At 63.9% G+C, this 24215-nt stretch carries 24 protein-coding genes; 14 read left to right on the top strand and 10 right to left on the bottom strand.

What is annotated here, in order from left to right; translation table 11 throughout:
* Positions 1–105: 105 nt before the first annotated feature.
* Positions 106–525: a GFA family protein gene (locus IB279_RS13315; protein WP_060515877.1), complete on the top strand. Its 420-nt coding sequence runs from the start codon at positions 106–108 to the stop codon at positions 523–525.
* 14 nt (positions 526–539) lie between these two features.
* On the opposite strand, the gene IB279_RS13320 is transcribed toward IB279_RS13315, so the two are convergent.
* Complete coding sequence (locus IB279_RS13320; RefSeq protein WP_029742599.1) at positions 540–941, bottom strand: ACT domain-containing protein; 402 nt, start codon at positions 939–941, stop codon at positions 540–542.
* A 156-nt stretch (positions 942–1097) separates the two neighbouring features.
* Here IB279_RS13320 and msrA point away from each other — a divergent pair, with 156 nt between their 5' ends.
* Positions 1098–1817 carry a peptide-methionine (S)-S-oxide reductase MsrA gene (gene msrA, locus IB279_RS13325; RefSeq protein ID WP_192339243.1) on the top strand — a complete coding sequence of 240 codons (720 nt, stop codon included), beginning with the start codon at positions 1098–1100 and terminating at the stop codon, positions 1815–1817.
* A gap of 30 nt (positions 1818–1847) precedes the next feature.
* Here msrA and IB279_RS13330 read toward each other — a convergent pair whose 3' ends face one another.
* Complete coding sequence (locus tag IB279_RS13330; protein ID WP_112771209.1) at positions 1848–2747, bottom strand: alpha/beta hydrolase; 900 nt, start codon at positions 2745–2747, stop codon at positions 1848–1850.
* Positions 2748–2926: 179 nt separating this feature from the next.
* Here IB279_RS13330 and IB279_RS13335 point away from each other — a divergent pair, with 179 nt between their 5' ends.
* The 10 genes from IB279_RS13335 to IB279_RS13380 all read left to right on the top strand — a co-directional run bounded on the left by IB279_RS13335 (position 2927) and on the right by IB279_RS13380 (position 13038).
* A complete protein-coding gene (locus tag IB279_RS13335; protein WP_029742595.1) occupies positions 2927–3835 on the top strand; it encodes a LysR family transcriptional regulator in 909 nt (302 codons plus the stop codon).
* Between the two features lie 183 nt (positions 3836–4018).
* Entirely contained in the window at positions 4019–5179 is a 1161-nt protein-coding gene (locus tag IB279_RS13340) for an ABC transporter substrate-binding protein (protein ID WP_112771155.1), read from the top strand.
* Between the two features lie 194 nt (positions 5180–5373).
* Positions 5374–6372 (top strand): ABC transporter ATP-binding protein, encoded by a 999-nt coding sequence (locus IB279_RS13345; RefSeq protein WP_029742593.1) that lies wholly within the window; start codon positions 5374–5376, stop codon positions 6370–6372.
* Positions 6369–7319, top strand: coding sequence for an ABC transporter permease (locus IB279_RS13350; RefSeq protein ID WP_112771156.1), 951 nt, complete (start codon positions 6369–6371; stop codon positions 7317–7319). The genes IB279_RS13345 and IB279_RS13350 overlap by 4 nt, the downstream gene beginning before the upstream one ends.
* Positions 7309–8121 carry an ABC transporter permease gene (locus tag IB279_RS13355; protein WP_034792091.1) on the top strand — a complete coding sequence of 271 codons (813 nt, stop codon included), beginning with the start codon at positions 7309–7311 and terminating at the stop codon, positions 8119–8121. Before IB279_RS13350 ends, IB279_RS13355 begins: the two co-directional genes overlap by 11 nt.
* Before the next feature lie 24 nt (positions 8122–8145).
* The gene (locus IB279_RS13360; RefSeq protein ID WP_034792090.1) at positions 8146–9573 is read left to right on the top strand and encodes a gamma-aminobutyraldehyde dehydrogenase; all 1428 of its coding nucleotides are present in this window, start codon (positions 8146–8148) and stop codon (positions 9571–9573) included.
* Positions 9574–9632: 59 nt separating this feature from the next.
* Positions 9633–10127: an ester cyclase gene (locus IB279_RS13365; RefSeq protein ID WP_112771157.1), complete on the top strand. Its 495-nt coding sequence runs from the start codon at positions 9633–9635 to the stop codon at positions 10125–10127.
* Positions 10128–10460: 333 nt separating this feature from the next.
* A complete protein-coding gene (gene fhuF, locus IB279_RS13370; RefSeq protein WP_112771210.1) occupies positions 10461–11120 on the top strand; it encodes a siderophore-iron reductase FhuF in 660 nt (219 codons plus the stop codon).
* A gap of 33 nt (positions 11121–11153) precedes the next feature.
* Positions 11154–12263: an ABC transporter substrate-binding protein gene (locus IB279_RS13375; RefSeq protein ID WP_246801935.1), complete on the top strand. Its 1110-nt coding sequence runs from the start codon at positions 11154–11156 to the stop codon at positions 12261–12263.
* A 250-nt stretch (positions 12264–12513) separates the two neighbouring features.
* A complete protein-coding gene (locus IB279_RS13380; protein ID WP_060515871.1) occupies positions 12514–13038 on the top strand; it encodes a hypothetical protein in 525 nt (174 codons plus the stop codon).
* 58 nt (positions 13039–13096) lie between these two features.
* Here the strand turns inward: IB279_RS13380 and IB279_RS13385 are convergent, their stop codons facing one another.
* Positions 13097–13681, bottom strand: coding sequence for a cysteine hydrolase family protein (locus IB279_RS13385; protein WP_112771159.1), 585 nt, complete (start codon positions 13679–13681; stop codon positions 13097–13099).
* Between the two features lie 113 nt (positions 13682–13794).
* Here IB279_RS13385 and IB279_RS13390 point away from each other — a divergent pair, with 113 nt between their 5' ends.
* Positions 13795–14238: an Lrp/AsnC family transcriptional regulator gene (locus IB279_RS13390; protein ID WP_226020607.1), complete on the top strand. Its 444-nt coding sequence runs from the start codon at positions 13795–13797 to the stop codon at positions 14236–14238.
* 62 nt (positions 14239–14300) lie between these two features.
* On the opposite strand, the gene IB279_RS13395 is transcribed toward IB279_RS13390, so the two are convergent.
* From IB279_RS13395 to IB279_RS13405, 3 genes are all read right to left on the bottom strand, one after another.
* Positions 14301–15533 (bottom strand): aromatic ring-hydroxylating dioxygenase subunit alpha, encoded by a 1233-nt coding sequence (locus tag IB279_RS13395; protein ID WP_192339245.1) that lies wholly within the window; start codon positions 15531–15533, stop codon positions 14301–14303.
* Between the two features lie 129 nt (positions 15534–15662).
* Positions 15663–18110, bottom strand: a complete 2448-nt coding sequence (locus IB279_RS13400; protein ID WP_112771161.1) for an FAD-dependent oxidoreductase — start codon at positions 18108–18110, stop codon at positions 15663–15665.
* Positions 18107–20554, bottom strand: coding sequence for an FAD-dependent oxidoreductase (locus tag IB279_RS13405; RefSeq protein WP_112771162.1), 2448 nt, complete (start codon positions 20552–20554; stop codon positions 18107–18109). The genes IB279_RS13400 and IB279_RS13405 overlap by 4 nt, the downstream gene beginning before the upstream one ends.
* Positions 20555–20677: 123 nt before the next feature.
* On the opposite strand from IB279_RS13405, the gene IB279_RS13410 reads away from it, so the two are divergent.
* Complete coding sequence (locus IB279_RS13410) at positions 20678–21553, top strand: LysR family transcriptional regulator (RefSeq protein ID WP_060582602.1); 876 nt, start codon at positions 20678–20680, stop codon at positions 21551–21553.
* On the opposite strand, the gene IB279_RS13415 is transcribed toward IB279_RS13410, so the two are convergent.
* From IB279_RS13415 to IB279_RS13430, 4 genes are all read right to left on the bottom strand, one after another.
* The gene (locus IB279_RS13415) at positions 21550–22221 is read right to left on the bottom strand and encodes an amino acid ABC transporter permease (protein WP_034792072.1); all 672 of its coding nucleotides are present in this window, start codon (positions 22219–22221) and stop codon (positions 21550–21552) included. The genes IB279_RS13410 and IB279_RS13415 overlap by 4 nt on opposite strands.
* Before the next feature lie 17 nt (positions 22222–22238).
* Positions 22239–23054 carry a transporter substrate-binding domain-containing protein gene (locus tag IB279_RS13420; RefSeq protein WP_162732994.1) on the bottom strand — a complete coding sequence of 272 codons (816 nt, stop codon included), beginning with the start codon at positions 23052–23054 and terminating at the stop codon, positions 22239–22241.
* 11 nt (positions 23055–23065) lie between these two features.
* Positions 23066–23368, bottom strand: coding sequence for a GYD domain-containing protein (locus IB279_RS13425; RefSeq protein ID WP_034792064.1), 303 nt, complete (start codon positions 23366–23368; stop codon positions 23066–23068).
* A gap of 119 nt (positions 23369–23487) precedes the next feature.
* The gene (locus IB279_RS13430; protein ID WP_034792059.1) at positions 23488–24156 is read right to left on the bottom strand and encodes a cysteine hydrolase family protein; all 669 of its coding nucleotides are present in this window, start codon (positions 24154–24156) and stop codon (positions 23488–23490) included.
* Between the last annotated feature and the right edge of the window lie 59 nt (positions 24157–24215).

Here is a 24215-nt window from a genome sequence, read left to right on the forward strand (position 1 = left end):
AGTGCCCGGCGCCAGGCCGGAAACGCAAAGTAGCGCAAATTTCAAGCGGCGCCGGCCAGATGGCCGGCGGGCGATGATCTGCGTCCAATCCCAGGGAGGAAACCGATGAAGAAGCTCTATCGCGGCAGCTGCCATTGCGGCGCCATCGCCTTCGAATGCCAGCTTGATCTCGCCGAGGGCATCCGCCGCTGCAACTGCTCCTTCTGCGCCAAGACGCGCATGCAGAAGGCATTTGCGCTGCGCGAAGAATTCGAGATCACGTCAAGCAAGGACCGGCTGACGAGCTACCGGGCCGACAATTCGAGCTGGATCGAAGGCGACGTCGATCATTATTTTTGCAGCCGCTGCGGTGTCCGGCCCTTCTCGCGCGGCTACCACAAGGATTTCATCGGCCATTTCTACGCGGTCAATGTCGCCTGCCTCGATGGCGTCAGCGACGCGGAACTCGCCGAGGCGCCGATCATCTACGAAAACGGCCGCGATGACGACCACTTCAACGCGCCCGCCGACACGCGCTTCATGTGAGCGCACACGGCCAGTCAGGCGACGGTCAGCGCCCGGAGCGCATCGAGCGCTCGCTCGGCATCCGCTTCCGGCACGAAGATGTGGTCATGGTAATAGGCGGCGATCACATTGGCGCTGATGCCCTCGCGCGTCAGCGCTGCCGAAACGGCCGCCGTCAGCCCCACGGCCTCGAGCGCCGAATGCACGTTGAGCGTGATGCGGCGAAGCAGCGGACCATAGGCGAGCCCGGCCTCGTCGGCGGCCGCGCGGGTAACGACCAGGGTCAGCCCCTCGTCCTCGCGATAGGTGGCAAGCGCCTCCAGCGCCTGGTAGCGCGCCTGATCCTGATAGGCGACGGTACAATAGACATAGGTCTGCGGAAACAGCACCGGGTTCATCGTCGAAAGCAGTTTCGCGAGATCCGTTTCTCCGGCCATGTCATCGTCCCTCGTTCTCGGCGCCTCGTGCTTGCCCACTGGTATCGGATCGTCACGTTGGCGTGAAGCACGCGATCGCGATTTGACCGTTGCCAATCCCATGAAAACATGAGGTCATCGAACGCCGGCGCTGGAGCCGGGCGACGGGAGGACGCGATGGCGCGCAGCAAGTCGGTACATACCTCTGACAGATCCCTCACAAGATTGACCGCGGCCTTCGCCGCGTTGCTGGCGTTTTCGCCCATCGCCGCCGCCCAGGAGCCGGCCGTCGTCATCCCGCCGCCGTCACTCGACGAGAAGTCATCCGCTTCGACCGAAATCGCCGTCTTTGCCGGCGGCTGTTTCTGGGGCGTGCAGGGCGTCTTCCAGCACCTTAAGGGCGTGAAGAAAGCGGTCTCCGGCTATTCCGGCGGCACCGCGGCAACCGCCGACTACGAAACCGTGAGCGGCGGCAAGACCGGCCATGCGGAGGCGGTGGAAGTGACCTTCGATCCGCGCGACGTCACCTATGGCCGGCTGCTGCAGGTGTTCTTCTCCGTCGCCCACAATCCGACCCAACTCAACTATCAGGGGCCGGATCACGGCCCACAGTATCGATCGGCGCTCTTTACCATCACCGATGAACAGAAGCGGATCGCCGATGCCTATATAGCCCAGCTCGGCAAATCAGCCGCCTTCTCGGCAAGGATCGTCACGCAGGTTTCGCCCTTCAAGGGCTTCTACGCTGCCGAGGACTATCATCAGGATTTCTGGACGCGAAACCCGACGCACCCCTATATCGTCTACAACGACCTGCCGAAGATCGAGAACTTGAGAACCCTGTTCCCCGAGGCCTTCCAGGCAAATCCGGTGCTGGTGTTCAAGCCGAAGAGCTAGGCCCGCTTCACAAACGGACACAGCAGGTCGTCACCGCGTTCCGACAAGGACCGCCACGCCTTCCGCCAGCCGGCGAAAGCCTTCGCGCGCGCCCTCGCTCATGTGCCGCGCCCTCAGCCACGCATGGATCATCTGCGGCTCCTCGCGGAAGGTGACGTTCACGCCCGCCATAGCAAGCCGCGCCGCATAAATGCGGGCATCGTCGCGCAAGGGGTCAAAGAAGGCGCCGGTTACATAGCTCGGCGGCAGGCCCGAGAGATCCGTTTCCGCCAGCGGCGCGGCGAAGGGATTGTCCGCCGGCGCCTTGAGGATATCGCGATAGTAGCTGACATCGGCGGTCGTCAGTCCCGGCGCCTCCGCCATCTCCTCATAGGAACCCGACACAAGATCGCCGCCAAGGCCGGGATAGATCAGCACCTGGCCAACGATGCCGGAAAGCCTTTCCGCCCGTGCCTTGAGAACGATGCCAGCCGTGAGATTGCCGCCGGCGCTGTCGCCGGCCACGACGACCGGGCGGCCGTCGGACAGGAGGTGTTGCAGCACGGCGTAGCTGTCGTCGAAAGCAGTCGGCCAGACATGCTCCGGCGCGAGCCGATAATCGACCGAGACCAGCTCGGCCTGAGCGAAATCCGCAAGCTCGGCGCAGATCGCATCATGGCTGTCGAGTGAACCGACGACGAAGCCGCCGCCATGGATGTAATAGATGCGCGTTTCGCTCGAGACCTTGGCCGGCCGGTAGCGCCGGGTCGGGATACGGCCGTCGACGAGTTCATCCATGCGCGTCAGCCCGGCCGGGCTCGGCGCATCGAACTCGGCGCAGAGCGCGTCATACCATTTGCGCTGCTGCTCGATCGAGGCGTCGACCGCGTCGGCGGGATAGAAGTCCTCGCAGCGGCGATGAAAGGCGAGGATCCCCTCCTCCGTCGGCATCGGCCGCTTGGTCACCTGATCCACGTCGTCCTCCCTGCAATCCCGAAGTCGCCTGCAGCTTAGCACCGGCGTTCCGGCTCCCTGTCCGAAAACCGACATGACGGGAAAAAATCGGCGGTCGATCCGGTTGCATCGGCCACCCGCTTGCCAGCCCGGCCTCGCACCTATTAACTCGCGCCATGGCCTTCACTTTCAGACAGTTGCAGTATTTCGTCGCCGTTGCCGAACAGGGGTCGATCACCCGTGCGGCGCAGAACCTGTCGATCTCGCAATCCTCGATCACCGAGGCGATCAAGGAGCTGGAAGGCGATCTCGGCGTCGAGCTCTTCGACCGGCATCCGCGCGGCCTGTCGATCACCCACAACGGCCACCAGTTCCTGCGCCACGCCACCAAGATCCTCTCCAATGTCTCAGACGCCCGCCGCAGCTTTTCCGACAGCCGCGAGGAAACCGGCGGCAAGCTCAATCTCGGCGTCACCTCGCTGGTTGCCGGCTACGTGCTTTCCGATCTGCTCGCCCGCTATCGCCGCGCCTGCCCCGGCGTGGAAGTCAGCGCCATCGAGGACAACGGCTCCTATCTCGAACATCTGCTGATCGGCGGCGAGCTCGATGTCGCCGTCATGGTCATATCCAACCTGCGCGACCGCATGGCGCTGCAGGCGGAGATTTTGGAGACCTCGCCCTATCGCCTATGGCTGCCGATCGGACATCCCTTGGTCAGCGCCGACATCATCTCCGTCAGCGATATCGCCAAGGAACCGCTGATCATGCTGACAGTGGACGAAATCGAGGAGAACACCGGCAAGCTTTTGTCCGCACTTGGCGCCCGCCCGCATGTCGCCTTCCGCACCCGCTCGGTCGAAGCGGTGCGCAGCCTGGTGGCGACAGGCGCCGGCATCGCGCTTTTGCCTGACCTCGTCTACCGCCCCTGGTCGCTGGAAGGCGACCGCATCGAGAGCCGCGACGTGTCGGGCGCGCTTCCCGTCGTGCAGGTCGGCATGGTCTGGCGCAAGGGCTCCGGCCTGCCACAATCGGCGCGCGATTTCGTCGGCATCGCCGAAGCGCTGAGAAGCGCCAGACCGCGCTAATTCACTAAATTTATTAGTCTTCTCCCGACACTGGCCACACCTTTGGCGTGCCGGTGGGTGACCGATATCGGAAAAACCGAAAGCGACATTCTGTTTAATGAATTTGCGAATACGGTGAAATGAAGGCACGCTTCATTCTGGGAACGAAGCCGCAAAACGCGGCTCAAAACTGGGAGAATTCAGATGAAGCAGATGCTCAAATCCTGCACGGCATTGACCCTGTCGCTCGGCCTTGTCGCCCCGGCCTTCGCGCAGGAGCCGCTGAAGGAACTCGGCAAGGGCGAAGGCGAACTCTCCATCGTCGCCTGGGCCGGCTACATCGAGCGCGGCGAGACCGACAAGGCCTATGACTGGGTCACGGATTTCGAAAAGCAGACCGGCTGCAAGGTCTCGGTCAAGACCGCCGCCACCTCGGACGAAATGGTGGCGCTGATGAACGAAGGCGGCTTCGACCTTGTCACCGCCTCGGGCGACGCCTCGCTGCGCCTCGTCGCCGGCAAGCGCGTCCAGCCGATCAACACCGATCTCATCCCGAACTGGAAGACGATCGACGAGCGCATGCAGAACGCGCCCTGGTACACAGTCAATGGAGTCCACTACGGCACGCCCTACGTCTGGGGCCCGAACGTGCTGATGTACAACAAGGACGCCTTCAAGGGCGAAGCGCCGAAGAGCTGGAACGTCGTCTTCGAGGAAATGAACCTGCCCGACGGCAAGTCCAACAAGGGCCGCGTCCAGGCCTATGACGGCCCGATCCATGTGGCCGACGCTGCCAACTACCTGATGAAGCACAAGCCGGAACTCGGCATCAAGGACCCCTACGAACTCAATGAAGACCAGTACAAGGCAGCGCTCGAGCTGCTGCGCGGCCAGCGCAAGATCGTCGGCCGCTACTGGCACGACGCAATGATCCAGATCGACGACTTCAAGAACGAAGGCGTCGTCGCCTCCGGCTCCTGGCCGTTTCAGGTCAACCTGATGGAAGCCGAGAAGCTGCCGATCGCCTCGACCATTCCGGAAGAAGGCGTGACCGGATGGGCCGACACCACCATGCTGCACGCCGACAGCCAGCATCCGAACTGCGCCTATATGTGGATGGAGCACTCGCTGTCGCCGAAGGTCCAGGGCGACGTCTCCGCCTGGTTCGGCGCCAACCCGTCGGTCGGTGCGGCCTGCAAGGGCAACGAACTCTTGACCGACGCCGGCTGCAAGACCAACGGCTACGAGGACTTCGACAAGGTCAAGTTCTGGAAGACGCCGGTGACGAAGTGTGAAAGCCAGGGCGAATGCGTGCCCTATCACCGCTGGGTCTCCGACTATATCGGCGTGATCGGCGGCCGCTAAGCCGTCAGACCTATCGCAAGCATTTGCCCCTCACCCTGACCCTCTCCCCGCACGCGGGGAGAGGGAACGCCCCCGGCCAAACCGTAGGGCGTGAACTTGAGGCAAGACGCCCGCCGCACGTCCCCTTCGCCCTGCCTGCGGGGAGAAGGTGCCCGGCAGGGCGGATGAGGGGCCACATTTCCCGGAGCCATACAATGACCACCGCCGTTCTCTTCGACAATGTTTCCCGCCACTTCGGCGCCGTGCGCGCCGTTGATGGCGTGAACCTCGAGATTGCCGAGGGCGAGTTCTTCGCCATGCTCGGCCCCTCAGGCTCCGGCAAGACCACCTGCCTGCGCCTGATGGCCGGCTTCGAGCAGCCGACCGGCGGCCATATCGAGATCTTCGGCGAAACGGCGGAGGGCGTGCCGCCCTATCGCCGCAGCGTCAACACCGTCTTCCAGGACTACGCGCTCTTCCCGCACCTCTCGATCCTCGACAACGTCGCCTATGGGCTGATGGTCAAGGGTGTCGGCCGCGAGGAGCGGCGCAAGGCGGCCGAGGACGCACTCGCCATGGTCAAGCTGCCGGGCTATGGCACCCGCCGTCCCGGGCAACTCTCCGGCGGCCAGCGCCAGCGCGTGGCGCTCGCCCGGGCACTTGTCAACAAGCCCAAGGTGTTGCTCCTCGACGAGCCGCTCGGCGCGCTCGATCTGAAGCTGCGCGAGCAGATGCAGGAGGAATTGAAGAGCCTGCAGAAGTCGCTCGGCATCACCTTCGTCTTCGTCACCCACGACCAGGGCGAGGCGCTGTCGATGGCCGACCGCATCGCCGTCTTCAACGATGGCCGCATCCAGCAGCTTGGCAGCCCGGAAGACGTCTACAAGCAGCCGAAGACGCGGTTTGTCGCAGATTTCGTCGGCTCGTCCAACGTGCTGCCGCAAAAGCTCTGCCAGCGGCTCGGGCTGAAGGCACCCTTTGCGAGCCTGCGTCCCGAAGCGATCGTCCTCGCCCAGCCGGTAGATGGCGCGCTCAGCCTCTCGGGCACCGTCTCGGCCCATAGCTTCCTCGGCGCCGTCAACCGTGTCGTCGTCGATGTCGATGGCGCCCGCGTCGCGGTCGCCAGCCCCGCAGCGCTCGCCGTGCCCGCGCTCGGCAGCCCCGTCACCATCAGCTTTGCCGCAAACGAGCTGCACCCGATGGAGGACGCATGACCGCCTTTGCCGAACCCCTCGTTCTGCCTGAACGCCGAGGCCCCGCCGGCCGCCTGTTGGACTTCTTCTGGAAGCACCCGCATCTGCTTCTGTTGATCATGCTCGCCCCGCCGCTGCTCTGGCTCGGCGTCGTTTATCTCGGCTCGCTGTTTGCGCTTCTGCTCCAGAGCTTCTTCTCGATCGACGATTTCTCGGGCCTGATCAACTACGAGTTCACGCTCGCGACCTATCGCCAACTGCTCAGCGAAACCAATCTCGACATCATCCTGCGCACCGTGCTGATGGCGGCGACCGTCACCGTCGCTTCCGCCGTCATCGCCTTCCCGATCGCCTATTACGCCGCGCGCTACGCACAAGGGAAATGGAAGGTGCTCTTCTATCTCGGCGTGATGCTGCCGCTCTGGTCGAGCTATCTGGTCAAGATCTATGCCTGGAAGCTGATTTTGGCCAAGGAGGGCATCCTCACCTGGTTCTTCGAAAAGCTGCATCTCATGTGGCTGCTCGACGGCTGGCTGTCGCTACCCGTGGTCGGCGGCAACTCGCTCTCGGTCAGCTATACCGGCACCTTCATCGTCTTCGTCTATGTCTGGCTGCCCTTCATGATCCTGCCGATCCAGGCAGCGCTGGAGCGCGTGCCCGGCAACCTGATCGAGGCCTCCTCCGATCTCGGCGGCACGCCGGCCCAGACCTTCCGCTACGTGCTCTTTCCGCTGGCCCTTCCCGGCATCGTCGCCGGCTCGATCTTCACCTTCTCGCTGACGCTCGGCGACTACATCATCCCGCAGATCGTCGGCTCGTCGCGCCTCTTCATTGGCCAGGCCGTCTATGCCCAGCAGGGCACGGCCGGCAACATCCCGCTGGCCGCCGCATTCACGGTCGTCCCGATCGTCATCATGGGCGCGTACCTCTTCGTCGCCAAACGCATGGGAGCCTTCGATGCGCTCTGAACGAAACCGCTCACCGATGGGCCTGAAGATTGCGGCCGCCGCCGGCCTCGCCTTCCTGCACCTGCCGATCCTCCTGATCTTCCTCTATGCCTTCACGACGGAGGAAAAGAGCTATCAGTTCCCGCCGCCGGGGCTGACGACGCAGTGGTTCGCCGTTGCCTGGAACCGGCCCGACGTCTGGGCGGCGCTGACGCTTTCGGTCAAGGTCGCCTCGATCGCAACCGCGGTCGCGCTGGTGCTCGGCACGCTCTGCGCCGCAGCCGTCAGCCAGACGCGCTTCTTCGGCCGCGAGACGGTCTCGCTGCTCGTCATCCTGCCGATCGCGTTGCCCGGCATCATCACCGGCATTGCGCTGCGCTCCGCCTTCTCGATGGCCGATATTCCGTTTTCCTTCTGGACCATCGTGCTCGGTCACGCGACCTTCTGCATCGTCGTCGTCTACAACAATGCGGTCGCGCGCTTCCGGCGGATTTCCGGCTCGCTGATCGAGGCCTCGATGGACCTTGGCGCCGACGGCTTCCAGACCTTCCGCTACATCATCCTGCCCAACATCGGCACGGCTTTGCTTGCCGGCGGCATGCTCGCCTTCGCGCTCTCCTTCGACGAGGTGATCGTCACCACCTTCACTGCCGGCCAGCAGTCCACGCTGCCGATCTGGATGCTCGAAGAGCTGATCCGCCCGCGCCAGCGCCCGGTGACCAATGTGGTTGCCATGGTCGTGGTGCTCGTCACTTTCCTGCCGATCCTCGGCGCCTACTACCTCACCCGCGACGGCGACCAGATCGCCGGCGCCGGCAAATAACTCGACTATCAAGGGAGAACAGACATGGACACCCAACTGCTGATCGGATCGCGCTTCGAGGCCGGCACCGAGGCCGACGAACACATCCTGAACCCGCGGACGGGCGGCAAGATCGTCGATCTGCCGGAAGCCTCGCATGCCCAGGTCGAGGCGGCCGTCGACGCCGCTGAAAGCGCCTTCACCAGCTGGTCGCAGACGACACCGGCCGAACGCTCCAACTATCTCTTGAAGATCGCCGATGCGATCGAGAAGGATGCGGACGGCTTTGCAGCCCTCGAGGCGCTCAACTGCGGCAAGCCGATCAATGCGGTCAAGAACGACGAACTGCCCGCTATCGTCGACTGCTGGCGTTTCTTTGCCGGCGCCGTGCGCAACCTGCACGCCCCGACCGCAGGCGAGTACCTGCCCGGCCACACCTCGATGATCCGCCGCGATCCGATCGGCATCGTCGGCTCGATCGCGCCGTGGAACTATCCGCTGATGATGATGGCCTGGAAGCTGGCGCCGGCGATCGCCGGCGGCAACACCGTCGTCTTCAAGCCCTCCGAACAGACGCCGCTGACGGCGCTGAAGCTCGCGCGGGTGCTTGCCGACATCCTGCCGGAAGGCGTGGTCAATGTTGTCAGCGGCCGCGGCGAAACCGTCGGCAACGCGCTGATCAACCACCCGAAGATTTCGATGGTCTCGATCACCGGCGATATCGCTACCGGCAAGAAAGTGCTGGCGGCGGCCGCCAAGACCGTGAAACGCACCCATCTGGAGCTCGGCGGCAAGGCCCCGGTCATCGTCTATGACGACGCCGACCTCGAAGCGGTGGTCAACGGCATCCGCACCTTCGGCTATTACAATGCCGGCCAGGACTGCACCGCCGCCTGCCGCATCTATGCCGAAGCCGGTATCTACGAGAAGCTGGTCGCCGACCTCACCTCGGCCGTCTCGACCATCCGCTACAACCTCGCCGACGACACCGAAAACGAGATCGGCCCGCTGATCTCGCGCCGCCAGCGCGATCGCGTTGCGAGCTTCGTCGAGCGCGCTGCCGACCAGAAGCACATCGAGATCACCACCGGCGGTGCCGCCGGCAGCTCGGACGGCTTCTTCTTCCAGCCGACGGTTGTGGCCGGCGCCACGCAGGAAGACGAGATCGTGCGCCGCGAAGTCTTCGGCCCCGTCGTCTCCGTCACCCGCTTCACCGGCAAGGACGATGCCGTCGCCTGGGCCAACGACAGCGACTATGGCCTCGCCTCCTCCGTCTGGACCAAGGACATTTCCCGGGCGATGAAGGCCGCCTCCCGCCTGCAATACGGCTGCACCTGGATCAACACCCACTTCATGCTGACCAACGAGATGCCGCATGGCGGCGTCAAGCAGTCGGGCTACGGCAAGGACATGTCGGTCTACGCGCTCGAGGACTACACCGCCGTTCGCCACATCATGATCAACCACGGCTGAGGCTCACCGCCCCGGGCGCGGAGAATGCATGCAAACGAAACAAACGGGAGGAGTTTGCGATGTACCGTCGTCAATTGCTTGTTGCCGCTGGAGCCCTCGGCCTCAGCGCCCTCGTGCTCACGCCGGCGGCGTTTGCCGCCGACGCGCCGCCGGATGTGGTCGCGGCCTATGTCGCGGCCTGGAATGCCCATGACTCGAGCAAGGCCGCATCCTACTTCGCCGATGACGTCACCTATTACGACGCGTCGGTCGGCAAGCCGGTCACCGGCAAGGATGCCGCCAAGACCGGCGTCATCGACAATTTCCTGAACGCGGTGCCTGATGCCGTCTGGACCATGAAGGGTGATCCGATCGCTAGCGGCGACAAGGTCTCCTTCGAATGGGAGTTCTCCGGCACCAATTCGAGCGCCTGGGCCGACGGCACGGCCGCGACCAACAAGAGCTTCAAGTTCACCGGCGCCTCGGTCTTCACCGTCAAGGATGGCAAGATCGCCGCCCAGAACGACTATTACGACGCGCTCGGCTTTTACAAGCAGCTCGGTCTGATGCAGTAGACGAGCCGAGCGGCGGTTTCGCCGCTTCGATGGCCGCAGGCTTCGGCTTCCGGCCATCGTCTCTTGGCTTCAAATCATGAATACAAAACTCATAAATGACTTGCACCGGAAAAAATCTTGAGTAACACGATCACCTTATTAGTTTCTGACCACGCTCAGAAGGTATCGCATGCTTGCAGGACGGCGTTCTTCCAAGGCTCCATTACCGATCGGGCTTACCCGCGCGCGGGTGACGTCTTGACGGCGGCCGTGTCCGAACCGGTCGTCGCGACAGGCGGCCCCAAGGCGCTGTCGGTCGCCTTTGCCGGCACCCATGCCTGGTGCAATGAGAAGATGGTGCTCTCGGACGAGCTTTCCGACGGCATGGCGCTGCCGGACTTCTTTGCCTCCGGCGCCTTCGACCGCGCGCTCGATATCTACACGGAGAAATCCGGCGCCAGCGACCGCCGTGCCGTCGCCTCCATGTGGTCGCTCTACTATTTTTCGAGCCTCACCATTCCCTATCTCGTCGCGCGCGTGCTTGACGATCAGGTGCTGCCCGTCGCCTTCGATCAGATGAAGGTGGCGCTCGCCGAGGATGGCCTGCCGCGAACCTTCGGTGTCGCCACACCGGGCGACTGGCAGAAAGCGGACGATAGCGACGTTTTCGCCACGCTTGCCCCCCTGATGCAGGGGCATCTGCGTGAGGTCGTCAGTTATCTCAAGTCCGTCGGCGGCATAGCCCCGAAGCTCGCCTGGAACAATGCGCTCGTCTATATCGACTATGCGCTGCGCGCCTCCGGCATCGAGCCGCTGAACGCGCAAGCCGACGCGCTGATCGGCAGCAAGTCCCTGCCGGACGGCACACCCAATCCCTTCTTCGATTGCCTGCGGCACGAGGAGGAAGATGGCGCCCGTGTCTGCCGGCGCAAGATCTGCTGCCTGCGCTATCTGCTGCCCGGCGTCCCGAGCTGCGGCAGCCTCTGCGCCCTCCCAAGCCAAAGGAACCAATAGGTTTTGTCTTCCCGCTTCCTCTTCCCGGCCGCCCTGCGGCTGACGCTCGTTTTCATCACCGCCCTGCTCTTTGCTGTCTCCGCCCGCGCCGAAAGCAACTGGCCGATGACCATCACCGATGCGGTCGGCCGCGAGGTGACGATACCGGCAAAGCCGAAGGCGATCCTGCTTGGAAGCGGCTTCAATCTCGTCGCCCTGTCGCTCATCCATCCCGATCCCGTCAGCCTGCTTGCGGCCTGGTCCGGCGACATGAAGACCGACAACCCCGAGATCTACGAGAGCTTCCGGCGTAAGTTTCCTGATATCGCCGACGTGCCGCAGATCGACGATGGCACCGGCCCGGGCCTCTCCTTCGAGACGCTGCTGACGGTGAAGGCCGATCTCGCGCTGCTCAATAACTGGCAATCCGACACCGAGTCCGGCAGGCGCGCCATTGAGTATCTGACCGGCATCGGCGTGCCCGTGGTGGTGGTCGATTTCAACAACGACGCGCTGACCGGCACGCCGCGCATGATGCGTCTGCTCGGCCGCATCCTCGAACGGGACGAACAGGCAGAAGCTTTCGCCCGGTTCTACGAGGACAAGCTCAAGCTGATCCGCGACCGCATCGCCGCCAAGCCGGAACCGCGCCCGCTGGTGCTGATGGACGCCTTCCCCCAACCCGACCGCTGTTGCTGGGCCTATGGCACCGGCGGTCTCGGCGAATTCCTGACGGTGGCCGGCGGCCGCAACTTTGCCGAAGGCGTGCTGCCACGGCCGGGCGGGACCGTCAACGCCGAGGCGATCATGGCCGCCAATCCGGAAATCTATATCGCCACCTCCTCGCCCGGCGGCAAATACGGCACGCTCTCGATCGGCCCCGGCGTCAGCGAAGACGAAGCGCGCGAGACGCTGGCCCGCACCATCGAGGCGCCGGCGCTGAAGACCATCCGCGCCGTCGAGGAAAAGCGCGTGCACGGTCTCTGGAACTTCTTCAACGCGATCCCGCTCAACATCGTCGCCGCCGAAGCCTTCGCCACCTGGATCCGGCCGGATCTGTTCGGCGATCTCGACCCCCAGAAGAGCCTTGCCGAGATCAACGCCCGCTTCGCCGCGGTGCCCTTCGAGGCCACCTACTGGGTGAACCTGACACCCAACAGATAGGGAGACGTCCTGTACACGCGAGCGCGGACCCACGCGGCATCGTCATGCGTGTTCACCAATTCGTCAGGGTGCTTCCTTTCGTCCGACGCCCCGGCGTGTTGCCAGTCGGCGCCCACCCTATATAAAGGCCAGGTGGTGTAGCGCGCCGTTCCAAAATGCGAGCGTCGCTGTAACACGTTGATCGGCTGCACGATTTCTCTGTTGCGTCGATTCCGGACCAAGGAATGATGCGGGGTTGAGGAGGATCTTGATGCTATGGTTGATCGCGTTACCGCTGGGTCTTGTCGTGGTGTATCTGGCAGCGCGCTTCAGCCGCTTTCGTCATTGGGCCGAACCGATCCTCTCCGTCGCCGTGGCGCTCGGCCTGCTCGTCGCCTTCATCATCTGGTTTGCCGACCGCGACGGTCGCACGCCGGCCGCGCCCCCGCCCGTTGAGACGACCCAACCGGCCGGCCTCACGGCCGCCGACGTTGCCCTCGAAGGCCTGACCTTCGAACAGAGCCAGCCGGAGAGAAGCTTCCGGCTGCGCGGCACGGTGACGAACAAAGGGCCGCAACTGCTCGAATATTTCCGCCTCGCGGTAACGCTCGAAAACTGCCCTGACGGCAATTGCGAGACGATCGGCAACGACACCGCACTCATCCTCGCCCGCGTGCCGGCGGGCCAGAGCCGTTCGTTCGAAACCTTCCTCACCTTCCCCAACCGCGAGGGCGAAAGCCTGACGGCGCCGAAATGGACGACCGAGATCCAGGAAGTCCGCGGCGCCAACCGGTAGTCGGCGGCGCGGGAGCGGAAGCACCTGAACGGTAGCCCAGTCTGCCCGCGCCCGACCGTCAAGCCGCTGCCGGTCGCTGCAACGCCTCGACGAACTTCGCCGTCGACAACACCTCGGCAAATTCCGCCCGCAAGGTCGCCACGTGGGCGCGGTGGATTTCCCGCGCCGAGATCACTCCGCCTTCGCCGTCCGGCTGGTCGAAACAATCGCAGGCATCCTCGACGAGGATCATGCGGTAGCCGAGATTGGCGCCGACGCGCACCGAGGTCGAGACGCACATGTCGGTAGAAATGCCGAAGGCGACGACCGTCTCGACGCCGAGACGACGCAGGCGCAAGTCGAGGTCGGTACCGATAAAGGCGGCGTTGACGCCCTTGGTGACGAGTGCCTCGTCTCCCATCGGTCCGAAGCCCGGCCGGAAGCCGTTGCCGGGCGCGCCGAGGGAAAGCGTCGAGCCGGGCATGACGCTGTCGTGGCGCACGTGAATGACTGGTCGGCCGCTTGCCCGCCAGGCGGCAAGGAGCGCAAGGCCGTTGCTGTCGACCGCCTCATTCCAGCGACGCGGCCAGGGGGCGCTGTCAAAGGCCTGCTGCATGTCGATCGGCAGCAGCACGGCGTTGTCGGGGACACTCATTTTGGGCATGGCAAGGCTCCTTGGTTGTAGGGAGACGCTATCTTGCCTATCGTCCGATTTCACTGGACATGATGACGCCTGACCGGACATATGTCCGGAAATGGCGACAAGGAGGCGACGTTTTGACGGAAATCGATGAAAAGGATCGCCTGCTTTTGGCAGCGCTCAGGCAGGATTCGCGCCAGAGCCTGGTGGCACTGGCCCGCCACAGCGGCCTTTCGCGCAGCGCGGCCCATGACCGGCTGCGACGGCTGGAATCGAAGGGCGTGATTGCCGGCTACACCATCCGCCTCGGCATCGAAGACCAGAGCCCGACCGTCAAATCGCTGATCGCGATCACCTTCCAGCCCGGCAAGAACTGCGACCATATCGTGCCGCATCTCTCGGCCATGCCGCCCATCGTCACCTGCTGGTCGCTCGCCGGCGCCACCGACCTGATGGTGCTGGTCGAGTGCGCCTCCAACGGCGATCTCGACACCATCCGCCGCCAGATATCGATCATCCCGGGCGTCGCGACGGTGCAGACGCATGTGGCGCTGAGGACGCATTTCAACCGGCGGGACTAGGCAAACGAAATGCGTCGCCGGCACGCTTGCAGCGGCGACGCGATTTGCCTGCAGCTTGCCGCTCAGGCCGGCCGGCTGATCTCGTCGAGATACCAGTTGATGTAGCGCAGCTCGTTCTGCTCCATCGGCGCGATTGGGCCTGGCACAAAGTAGTGCGAACGCACGCCGCGCGACGTGTGCTCGATGATCGCCTTGTCCTCGTCGGTCGTCACCTTCCAGAGCCAGGTGAGCCTTTCCAGATCGTAGTCGCGCCCCTCCTCGGCCTTGCCGTCGACGAGCCAGATCAGCTCCATCTCCGAGGTTTCGGCCGTCTTCGGGATGAAGCGGTAGATCATGCCGTGGTCCGGATAGCAGACGAGGAAGGTGGTGCCGCCCAGATGGATCGAGGTGACGCCGCCGTCGAAATCGGTGAAGCGGCCCATCAGCGTGCTCAGCGCCTGCCCGTCCTTGCTGCCGGTCTGGACGCCATCATAGAGCGCGTAGCGGAAGGCATGAATGGTCTCCTTGCCGCCGGTGGAATTCTGCCAGTGATTGCCGGAGGCGACCTCGATGCCGAGCGCGCAGGTGCGCGCCTCCATCCTGGCGTTCAGTTCCTCGATCAGGTGCAGCGGCTGTTCCAGCGCATGGGTTTCGGAATATTCCGGATGCGCCGGCCCGCAATGGTAGCACTCGACATAGTTTTCGACCGCAAGCTTCCAGTTGGCGTCGATCGCATAGCTCTGACGATGGGCGATCTTCGCCGATCCCCAGCCATACTGCCCGCAGGTCGCATGCAGCAGGCGCTCGACCTCGGAGAAATCAAGCGGCTCGGCGGCAAAGGAGATGAAGATCAATCCTTCGACGACACGCACGTTGAGCTTCTTCAGGCCGTGGTCCTCGCGCTTGAAGTCCTTGGGCATCAGCCGCGCCGCCTTCAGCGCGCCATCATTGCCATAGGTCCAGGCATGGTAGGGACAGACGAAGGCACGGGCATTGCCCTTGTCCTTGGTGCAGACCTCGGCCCCGCGATGACGGCAGACATTGAGCATCGCATGGATCTCGCCGCTTGCCGTACGGGTGACGATCACCTGCTCGGAGGCCATGCGGAAGACCTCGAAATCATTGGCGTTGGGGATCGCGCTTTCATGGGCGACGCAATGCCAGTGACGCCGAAAAAGCCGCTCGAGGTCCCGTTCATAGATCTCCGGGTCGAGGTAGAAGGCGCGGGCAAGCCCATGGCCCGGACGATGGCCGGCGACCAGCTGATCGATGCGGTCGCCCGCAACTGTCGTATCCTTAAGCTCCGATGCGAGCATGGACTGAACTCCAGAAAGAAGACCGGAAACCCGCGATCCGGCACGCGTATTTTCGTTGTGCCTCGAAGAGCCCCTCATCCGCGCGGTGAGGGGTTGTCTCAAGCGCCAGGCACGCCACCCGACGCCTGCCTACATCCGCACCCGCTCCGCCCGCGGGTCGTACATGGGCTTCAACGACGCCTCCGCCTTCACCCGCGTTCCGGCGATCTCGATCTCGAAGCTTGATCCGAGCACGTCCTCTGCGCTCTCGCCTTCCGAGGGCACGTAGCCAAGCCCGATGGCGCCGCCGAGGTGGTGGCCGTAGTTGCCTGACGTGATCGTGCCGACGATCTTGCCGTCGCGAACGATCGCCTCGTTGTGGAAGAGCAGCGGCTCGGGATCTGCGAGCCGAAACTGCACCAGCCGGCGCGAAAGCCCGCGATTGTGCTTGGCGAGCACCGCCTCGCGGCCGATGAAATCGCCCTTGTCGGCCTTGACCGCAAAGCCGAGCCCGGCTTCGAGCACATGATCTTCGTCGGTGATGTCGTGGCCGAAATGGCGGAAGGCCTTTTCGATGCGGCAGCTATCCAGTGTGTGGATGCCGCAGAGCTTGAGGCCCAGGTCCTGCCCCGCCGCCTCCAGCGCCTCGAACACATGCGCCGTCTGGTCGGTCGAGACATAGAGCTCCCAGCCGAGCTCGCCGACATAGGTGACGCGGTGGGCGCGGGCGAGGCCCATGCCGACCTCGATCTCGCGCGCCGTGCCGAACGGATGCCCCGCGTTGGAAAAATCGTTCGGGCTCACCTTCTGCATGAGCTCACGCGCCTTCGGCCCCATGACGCAGAGCACGCTTTCGCCAGCGCCGACATCGGTGATCACCACGAACTCGTCCGTCAGATGCTTGCGCAGCCAGGCGAGGTCGCGCTGGAGCGTGGCGCCGGGCACGACCAGCAGGAAGGCGGTTTCCGACAGCCGCGTCACCGTCAGGTCGCTCTCGATGCCGCCGCGGGCGTTGAGCATCTGGGTATAGACGATCCGGCCGGGCTCGACGTTCATCTCGTTGGCGCAGAGCCGCTGCAGGAAGGAAAGCGCATCGCGCCCTTCAACCCGGATCTTCCCGAAGGAGGTCATGTCGAACAGGCCGACGCCGTTTCGCACCGCAAGATGCTCGTCCCTCTGGTTCTCGAACCAGTTCTGCCGCTTCCATGAATAGCGGTACTCGCGCTCCTGGCCTTCCTTCGCAAACCAGTTGGCGCGTTCCCATCCGGCGACTTCACCGAAGACAGCGCCGCGGGCTTTCAGATGCTCGTGCAGCGGCGAACGGCGCACCCCGCGCGCGGTCGCCATCTGGCGATAGGGGAAATGGTCGGCGTAGAGCAGGCCGAGCGTTTCCGAGACGCGATCTTTCAAATACGCGCGATTCTTCTGGAACGGCTGCGCCCGGCGGATATCCACCTCCCAGAGATCGAAGGGCGGCTCGCCGTCATTCATCCATTGGGCGAGCGCCATGCCGGCGCCGCCCGAGGAAACGATGCCGATCGAATTGTAGCCGGCCGCGACCCAGTATCCCCTCACCTCCGGCGCCTCGCCGAGATAGTAGCGGTCGTCGGGCGTAAAGCTTTCCGGGCCGTTGAAGAAGGTATGGATCCCAGCCGTTTCCAGCATCGGCATGCGGTTGACCGCCATTTCGAGGATCGGCGCGAAGTGGTCGAAATCGTCCGGCAACTGGTCGAAGCAGAAATCCTCGCGGATGCCGTCCATTCCCCAGGGCTTGGCCTTGAGCTCGAAGGCCCCGATCAGCATCTTGCCGGCATCCTCCTTGTAATAGGTGCACTCGTCCGGCACGCGCAGCACCGGCAGGCGCTTCAGCTCCGGAATCGCCTCGGTGACGATGTAGAAATGCTCGCAGGCGTGCAGCGGCACCGTGACGCCCGATTGCCGCGCAAACTCCCGGCCCCACATGCCGGCGCAGTTGACGACATGATCGGTCTCGATCGTGTAGCTCTCGCCATTCTGCTCGCAGGTGACGCCGGTGACCCGGCCGTCCTTCTTCAGGACGGACGTCACCTTGACACCCTCGATGATCGTTGCGCCGTTTTGCCGGGCGCCCTTGGCGAGCGCCATGGCGATATTGGCCGGATCGCACTGGCCATCGAGCGGCAGATGCACCGCCGCCTTCACATCCGAGGTGTTGAGGTGCGGATACATCGCCTTCACTTCGTCAGGCGTGATCTCGCGCACGTCGACATTGAAGGCACGCGCCAGCGACGCCTGGCGATAGATCTCTTGCCTGCGCTCCTCCGTCAGTGCCACGGTGATCGAGCCGTTCTGGCGCATGCCGGTGGAAATGCCGGTTTCGGCCTCGAGCTTGACGTAGAGGTCGGCCGAGTATTTCGCGAGCCGCGTCATGTTCTGCGAGGCGCGAAGCTGACCGATCAGGCCGGCCGCATGCCAGGTGGTACCGGAGGTCAGCTGCTTGCGCTCAAGCAGAACCACATCGGTCCAGCCGAGCTTGGCGAGGTGATAGGCGACGGAACAGCCGGAGACGCCGCCACCGATGATGACTGCGCGGGCTTTCGAGGGAATGGGCTTGCTCATGCGCGCAGTCTTTCATTGGAGGGATCCCAGAGCGGTTGGTCCGCCTCGACCGTCGCCTTGAAGCGATCGCCGAAGATCTCGACCTCGATTTCCTTGCCGGGCACGGCAAGGTCGGCGCGCAGCATGCCGAGCGCGATCGACTTGCCGACGCGGTAGCCCCAGTTGCCCGAGGTCGTCTCGCCGACAACCTGGCCGTCGGACCAGAGCGTCGACATATAGGGCGCGTCGCAGCCGTCGGCGGCGACCGTCAGCGTGACGAAGCGCTTGCTGACGCCCTGCTGCTTTTCACGCTCCAGCGCCGCCTTGCCATTGAAGCCGGGCTTGCCCCAGTCGACGAAGCGCTCCAGCCCACCCTGCAGGATGGTGTAGTCGGTCGACAGATCGCCCTTCCAGGCGCGATAGCCCTTCTCGATGCGCAGACTGTCGAGCGCTTCCATGCCGAAGGGTTTGAGGCCATGCTTCTGACCGGCCACCCAGACGGCGTCGAAGATGGCGGCCGTATCCTCCACCTTGGTATGGATCTCCCAGCCGAGTTCGCCGGCGAAGGAGACGCGCACGAGCTGGCAATAGCGCCCGGCGATCTGCGCCGTCTGGTGCGTGAGCCAGCCCTTGGCGAGATCCGCTTCGCTGACCTCGGCGAGGATCGCGCGCGATTTTGGCCCGGTCAGGATCTGGCAGGAGAAGGACTTGGTGACGTCGTCGATGGTGAAGGCGGCGTCGGCCGGCCGGTGCTTCATCAGCCATTCGAAATCGTGCCACTGCGCGGTTGCGGCGGTGATGAGGAAGAAGAAGTCTTCGTCGAGCATCATCACCGACATCTCGGTAACGATCCGGCCTTTGTCGTCGGCGAAATAGGCCAGGCCGATGCGCCCAGGCTTCGGCACGCGGCCTGTGATGAGGCCGGAGAGCCATGCGGTCGCGCCCTCGCCCTTTACCCGGAAGCGCGAGAAGCCCGGCAGGTCGAGTATGCCGGCGGCATCGCGCACGGCCAGGCACTCTTCTTCGATGCGCTTGGCCCAAGGCCCTTCGCGGCCCCAGGTCTGCGTCGCCTCTTCCGAGGTGTCATCGCCTGGTTTGGCGTACCACATCGCACGCTCCCAGCCGTTATAGGGCTTGAACTGGGCGCCGAGGGCGGCGATGCGATCGTGGATCGGCGATAACTTTTTGCCGCGCCCGGCTGGCCAGTAATGCTTCGGAAAGTGCATCGCGTATTCGTGGCCGTAGATCTCCATGCCCTTGGCGATGCAATAATCCTGGTCGGTGTAGTCGGTGTAGCGGCGCGGATCGCAGGACCACATGTCCCACTCGGTCTGGCCCTCGGTGATCCATTCGGCGAGCACCTTGCCGGCGCCACCCGCCTGGCAGATACCGAAAGTGAAGACGCAGGCCTCGAAGGCATTGGGCACGCCGGGCATCGGCCCGATCAGCGGGTTGCCGTCGGGTGCATAGGGGATCGGGCCGTTGATGATCCGCGACAGCCCGGCCGTTCCGAGGATCGGCACGCGCTCGACGGCGTCGTTCAGGTACCATTCCAGCCGGTCGAGATCGTCCGGGAAGAGCTGGAACGAAAAGTCTTCCGGCATCGGGTCGTCGGGCGTTACCCAGTGGGCGCGACAGTTGCGCTCGTAGGGGCCGAGGTTCATGCCGTTCTTTTCCTGGCGCAGATAGTAGGAGCTGTCGACGTCGCGCAGGAGCGGCAGCTTGTGGCCGGCCTCCTTCGACCAGGCGGCAAGCTCCGGGATTTCGTCGAACAGGATATACTGATGGCTCATCACCATCATCGGCACGTTGCGGCCAAACATCTTGCCGACCTCGCGGGCGTAGTAGCCGGCGGCGTTGACGACGTATTCGCAGCGGATCTCGCCCTGCGGCGTAGAGATGACCCATTCGTCGTTTTCGCGGCGCGCGCCCGTGACCGGACAGAAGCGGATGATCTTGGCGCCCATGTCGCGCGCACCCTTGGCGAGCGCCTGCGTCAGCTGCGCCGGGTCGATGTCGCCGTCATAGGGATCGTAGAGCGCGCCGGTCAACTCGTGTGTCTCGAGAAACGGATAGCGGGCGCGCATCTCGTCGGGCGACAGGATATCGAGATCCATGCCCTGGTAGCGCCCCATGCCGACGACGCGCTTGAACTCCTGCAGCCGCTCCTTCGAATGGCCGAGCCGGATCGAGCCGGTCACGTGATAGTTCATCGGGTAATCGACGAGCGCGCCGAGGTCGCGATAGAGCGACGCCGAATAGCGCTGCATGTTCATGATCGACCAGGAGGAAGAAAACGTCGGCACGTTGCCGGCGGCATGCCAAGTGGAGCCCGCCGTCAGCTCGTTCTTTTCCAGAAGCACGCAGTCGGTCCAGCCGGCCTTGGCAAGGTGGTAAAGCGAGGAAGCCCCAATCGCTCCCCCACCGATGATCACGACGCGTGCGTGCGACGGCAAATTCGACATCAACTGTTCCCTCGTTTTGGCGAATTCTTGCCGGTGAAGCCGGGCGCCATCAAGCAACGGAAACAGGCTTTATTGATCGATGTTTTCGATTAGATTGGAGCGATTGCAGCGGGAGAGAACGGCATGCAGGTGGAGCTGATCGAGACCTTCCTGGACCTGATGGAGAGCCGCTCCTTCAACCGCACCGCCGAGCGCCTGAATCTTACCCAGTCGACCGTCTCACATCGGGTGAAGGCACTGGAGGCGCAGTTCAACCGCAAGCTCTTTACCCGCAACAAGGGCGGCACCGTGCCGACGGCCGCCGGCCTGCGCTTTCTAGATTACGCAAAAGCCCTGCAAAACCAATGGCATGAGGCCACACGCGCGGTCACCAACGCCGGCGCGCTGGAGCGCTCCATGCGGCTTGGTGTCCAGCATGATCTGGCGGAAGCCTTTGCCGGGGAATGGATGGCGACGATCCGCCGGGAGCTGCCCGGCATCGAGATCTATATGGAGGCGGACTACTCCAACCAGATGAACCGCGATCTCGGCGCTGGCGACCTGGATCTGGCGATCCTCTACACGCCCCACTACCTGCCCGATCTTTATTACGAAAGGATCGGCGATCTGCATTACGTGATGGTGAGCACGGAGGCGCAGATGCTCGCCGAGATCCGCTCCGAGAGCTACATCCGCTCAAGCTATTCGCCAGGCTTCGATCGCGCCCACCGGCTGGCGCTGCCGCATCTCTCCGCAGCGCTGCTTGCCGCCGGCCAGAACATGGCGATCACCCGGCTGCTTCACACACTCGGCGGATCGGCCTACGTGACGGCAGCGACGGCCGAGCGGCTGGCGGACGATGGATTTGCCGCGCGCGTCCACGACGCGCCCGTCATCCCACAGACGGTCTATGCCGCCACCAGCCTGCGCACCCGCCACGCCCACCAGCACCGCAAGATCATCGCCGCCATGGCCGATCTGCTCGCAACGCTGCCGGTGCCGAATTCGGAAGCGGGTTAAGCCATGCGCCGCTGGATCAGCCGCTGCAGAAACATCAGGATCGAAACGATCGCGAGATAGTAGACCAGCGCTGCCGAATACCACTCGACGAAGCGGAAGCTGGAGGCGATCGCGTCGTTGACGACCGCCATGATCTCGCGCATCGAGATTACATAGGCAAGCGAGGTCAGCTTGATCAGGTTGATGAATTCGTTGACCAGCACCGGCATGACGATGCGCAGCGCCTGCGGCAGAACCACCAGAAAGAAGGTCTGCCAGCGATTGAGCCCGAGCGCGCGGGCGGCATCCGTCTGCCCCTGGCCGATCGCCGCAAGCGCCCCGCGCATCGCCTCCGCCATGTAGGCGGCCGTCACCAGCGTAAACGCGATGAAGGCAGCGACGAAGGGCGTGTACCAGGGCGCCCGCGTGAGCCCCGGAAAGAGCTGCGGTGCGCCGTTCCAGACGATCAGGAGCACGAGGATCAGCGGCGCCGAGCGAAACAACCAGACATAGACCTGCGCCGCTGTGCGCCTGACCGCCGCCATCGAATTGAGCGCGACGGCCAGCGGCAGGCAGAGCAGGAACGACGCCGCCTGCACCAGGATCGACAGCAGGATGGCGATGCCCGCCCCCTGCAACATGACGGGCATGGTCAGGGCATCGAAAAACAGTTTCGTATCGAAGTTCATGCCCCGTCTCCTTTCGCTCAGGAGTCGTAGTCGACGTCGAAGAGCGCCGGATCGAGCCCGTATTTCCTGGCGAGATCGCCGAAGAAGCCCTTCTCCTTGAGCGCCTTCAGCCCTGCCTTCACCGCGGCTGCATCGCCACCGTCACGGCGGCTGTAGATGCCGTATTTGAAATCCGATGCCCAGATATAGGGGAGCGTGAGCGCGCCGTCGGAGCGCGACGCGCGATAGGCGCCCTCCGCCTCTTCCGTTACGGTCGCATCGACGCGGCCGACGAGCACCTGCTGGTAGGCGGCCTGCTGGGTCGGGTATTCCTGCACATCGACCGGCGGCAGGCCCTTGGCCGTGAGCGCCTCGTTTAAGGGCCCGATCCGCTCTTCCTTGTAGTAGGCGCCGGCTTCGAGCGCGATGACCTTGCCGCTGAGATCCTCCGGCGCCTTGATCGTATCGCTGCCCGCTTTGGTGACCATGGCGGTCGCCGATTTCATGTAGGGCACGCCGTCATAGGTCTCGCGCCGCTTGGCGTTGATGTAGATGCCGCTGACGATGACGTCGCAGCGCCCTGCCCCGAGCGTCGGCAAGAGGCCGGCGAATTCGGTGACGGTGTAGTTCACCTTCGCATTCCATTGCGCGGCCAGCGCTTCGGCGATCTCGATGTCGATGCCGGTCGGCTTCGCATCGGCCGGATGTTCCTTGAACGAAAGCGGAGGAAAGGCCGCGGTGGTGCACACGCCAACCTCTCCATCGGCGGCGAAAGCCGGCGGCTCGGCCTGTGCGGCGCCGGCCGAAAGCACGGCGGTCGTCAGAAGGGTTGCGCAGGATGCCAGTCTGATCATCTTCATTCCCCTCATTGTGCTGGTGAAACGCGGCCGACGATGTCGCCATAGGTCTGGCTGTCGAAGGCAGGAAGGATGAGCGGATCCACAAAGCCGTCGCGCCGCGCCGTCAGCACGTATTGCATCATCGACGCATTGTCCGGCATCTCGAAAACCTGGACGAAGTCATAGGTCCCGAGCGTGGCATAGAAGGCGACCGAGCGGCCGCCGAGCGCTGCGACCCGATCCTCGCTCACCTTGCGCCGGCTGCCACTATCGGCAAGCTCGGCCAGTCCCTTCGAGGTCAGTCGCATCAGCGAGATGTATCGTTGCATAGGGCATCATTCCGTTGAACGGTTGGCAAAAGGCTTTGGAAATGTGAGGACCGCGCCTGGAGCAATTCCAGGAGAAGCGTGAAGCGGCTTTTCGCCCGGAATTGCGCGGTGCCAGAGCGCTAGCGGGCGGCGGCCTTGGCCAGTCCGGCAATAACGGCATCACTGGTCGAGACCGTGCCGAAGATGCCGTTCTCGATCGAGATCATGTTGATCGCCGCCTCATGCGCCCACTGCTCGCCGCTGGCGCAGCAGTCTGAAATCGTCAGGCACTGGAAATTGCGGTCGCAGGCTTCGCGCAGCGTCGTATGCACACAAACGTCCGTGGTGCAGCCGGTAAAGAGCATGTGGGTGATGCCCTGGGATCTCAAGACATGCTCGAGATCCGTATAGGTGAAGGAACTGTTGCAGGTCTTGTCGATGATGACGTCGGTGTCGGCGACATCGAGTTCCGGAAGCAACTGGAAGCCGGGGCTGGAACGCAAAAGCACCTGCGTGTTCTCAAGTCCGGAGCGCTTGCGCCGCCATTTCTCGTAAGGCGTCATGTCGGCGAGATCGGCGCGGTAGCCCTGGCGCGTGTGGATGATCAGGCAGCCGGCTTGCCGTGCGGCCGCAATCACCCGGTTGACCGCGGGCACGATCGCGGCCAGCGGCGCCGGATCGTAGCCCATCGAGGCGAAGTAACCGTTGGCCGAGCAGAAGTCGATCTGCAGATCGATCACCATCAGCGCCGTCTGCGCCGGAACCAGCTTTCCATCATAAGGAAAATCAAACGGTTGTGCCTCGATCATTGTGTTCTCCCTCTCTCAGGCCCGATTCATAGGAGCAAAAATCGATTGGGAATAGCGAT

Origin of the sequence: Ensifer sp. ENS06, from assembly GCF_014852205.1 — a bacterium.
Classification (GTDB): domain Bacteria; phylum Pseudomonadota; class Alphaproteobacteria; order Rhizobiales; family Rhizobiaceae; genus Ensifer; species Ensifer adhaerens.

Coding starts and splice junctions, on each gene's coding strand:
- IB279_RS13315 (WP_060515877.1), top strand. CDS start 106: ATGAAGAAGCTCTATCGCGGCAGCTGCCATTGCGGCGCCATCGCCTTC.
- IB279_RS13320 (WP_029742599.1), bottom strand. CDS start 941: ATGGCCGGAGAAACGGATCTCGCGAAACTGCTTTCGACGATGAACCCG.
- msrA (WP_192339243.1), top strand. CDS start 1,098: ATGGCGCGCAGCAAGTCGGTACATACCTCTGACAGATCCCTCACAAGA.
- IB279_RS13330 (WP_112771209.1), bottom strand. CDS start 2,747: ATGCCGACGGAGGAGGGGATCCTCGCCTTTCATCGCCGCTGCGAGGAC.
- IB279_RS13335 (WP_029742595.1), top strand. CDS start 2,927: ATGGCCTTCACTTTCAGACAGTTGCAGTATTTCGTCGCCGTTGCCGAA.
- IB279_RS13340 (WP_112771155.1), top strand. CDS start 4,019: ATGAAGCAGATGCTCAAATCCTGCACGGCATTGACCCTGTCGCTCGGC.
- IB279_RS13345 (WP_029742593.1), top strand. CDS start 5,374: ATGACCACCGCCGTTCTCTTCGACAATGTTTCCCGCCACTTCGGCGCC.
- IB279_RS13350 (WP_112771156.1), top strand. CDS start 6,369: ATGACCGCCTTTGCCGAACCCCTCGTTCTGCCTGAACGCCGAGGCCCC.
- IB279_RS13355 (WP_034792091.1), top strand. CDS start 7,309: ATGCGCTCTGAACGAAACCGCTCACCGATGGGCCTGAAGATTGCGGCC.
- IB279_RS13360 (WP_034792090.1), top strand. CDS start 8,146: ATGGACACCCAACTGCTGATCGGATCGCGCTTCGAGGCCGGCACCGAG.
- IB279_RS13365 (WP_112771157.1), top strand. CDS start 9,633: ATGTACCGTCGTCAATTGCTTGTTGCCGCTGGAGCCCTCGGCCTCAGC.
- fhuF (WP_112771210.1), top strand. CDS start 10,461: ATGGTGCTCTCGGACGAGCTTTCCGACGGCATGGCGCTGCCGGACTTC.
- IB279_RS13380 (WP_060515871.1), top strand. CDS start 12,514: ATGCTATGGTTGATCGCGTTACCGCTGGGTCTTGTCGTGGTGTATCTG.
- IB279_RS13385 (WP_112771159.1), bottom strand. CDS start 13,681: ATGCCCAAAATGAGTGTCCCCGACAACGCCGTGCTGCTGCCGATCGAC.
- IB279_RS13395 (WP_192339245.1), bottom strand. CDS start 15,533: ATGCTCGCATCGGAGCTTAAGGATACGACAGTTGCGGGCGACCGCATC.
- IB279_RS13400 (WP_112771161.1), bottom strand. CDS start 18,110: ATGAGCAAGCCCATTCCCTCGAAAGCCCGCGCAGTCATCATCGGTGGC.
- IB279_RS13405 (WP_112771162.1), bottom strand. CDS start 20,554: ATGTCGAATTTGCCGTCGCACGCACGCGTCGTGATCATCGGTGGGGGA.
- IB279_RS13410 (WP_060582602.1), top strand. CDS start 20,678: ATGCAGGTGGAGCTGATCGAGACCTTCCTGGACCTGATGGAGAGCCGC.
- IB279_RS13415 (WP_034792072.1), bottom strand. CDS start 22,221: ATGAACTTCGATACGAAACTGTTTTTCGATGCCCTGACCATGCCCGTC.
- IB279_RS13420 (WP_162732994.1), bottom strand. CDS start 23,054: ATGATCAGACTGGCATCCTGCGCAACCCTTCTGACGACCGCCGTGCTT.
- IB279_RS13425 (WP_034792064.1), bottom strand. CDS start 23,368: ATGCAACGATACATCTCGCTGATGCGACTGACCTCGAAGGGACTGGCC.
- IB279_RS13430 (WP_034792059.1), bottom strand. CDS start 24,156: ATGATCGAGGCACAACCGTTTGATTTTCCTTATGATGGAAAGCTGGTT.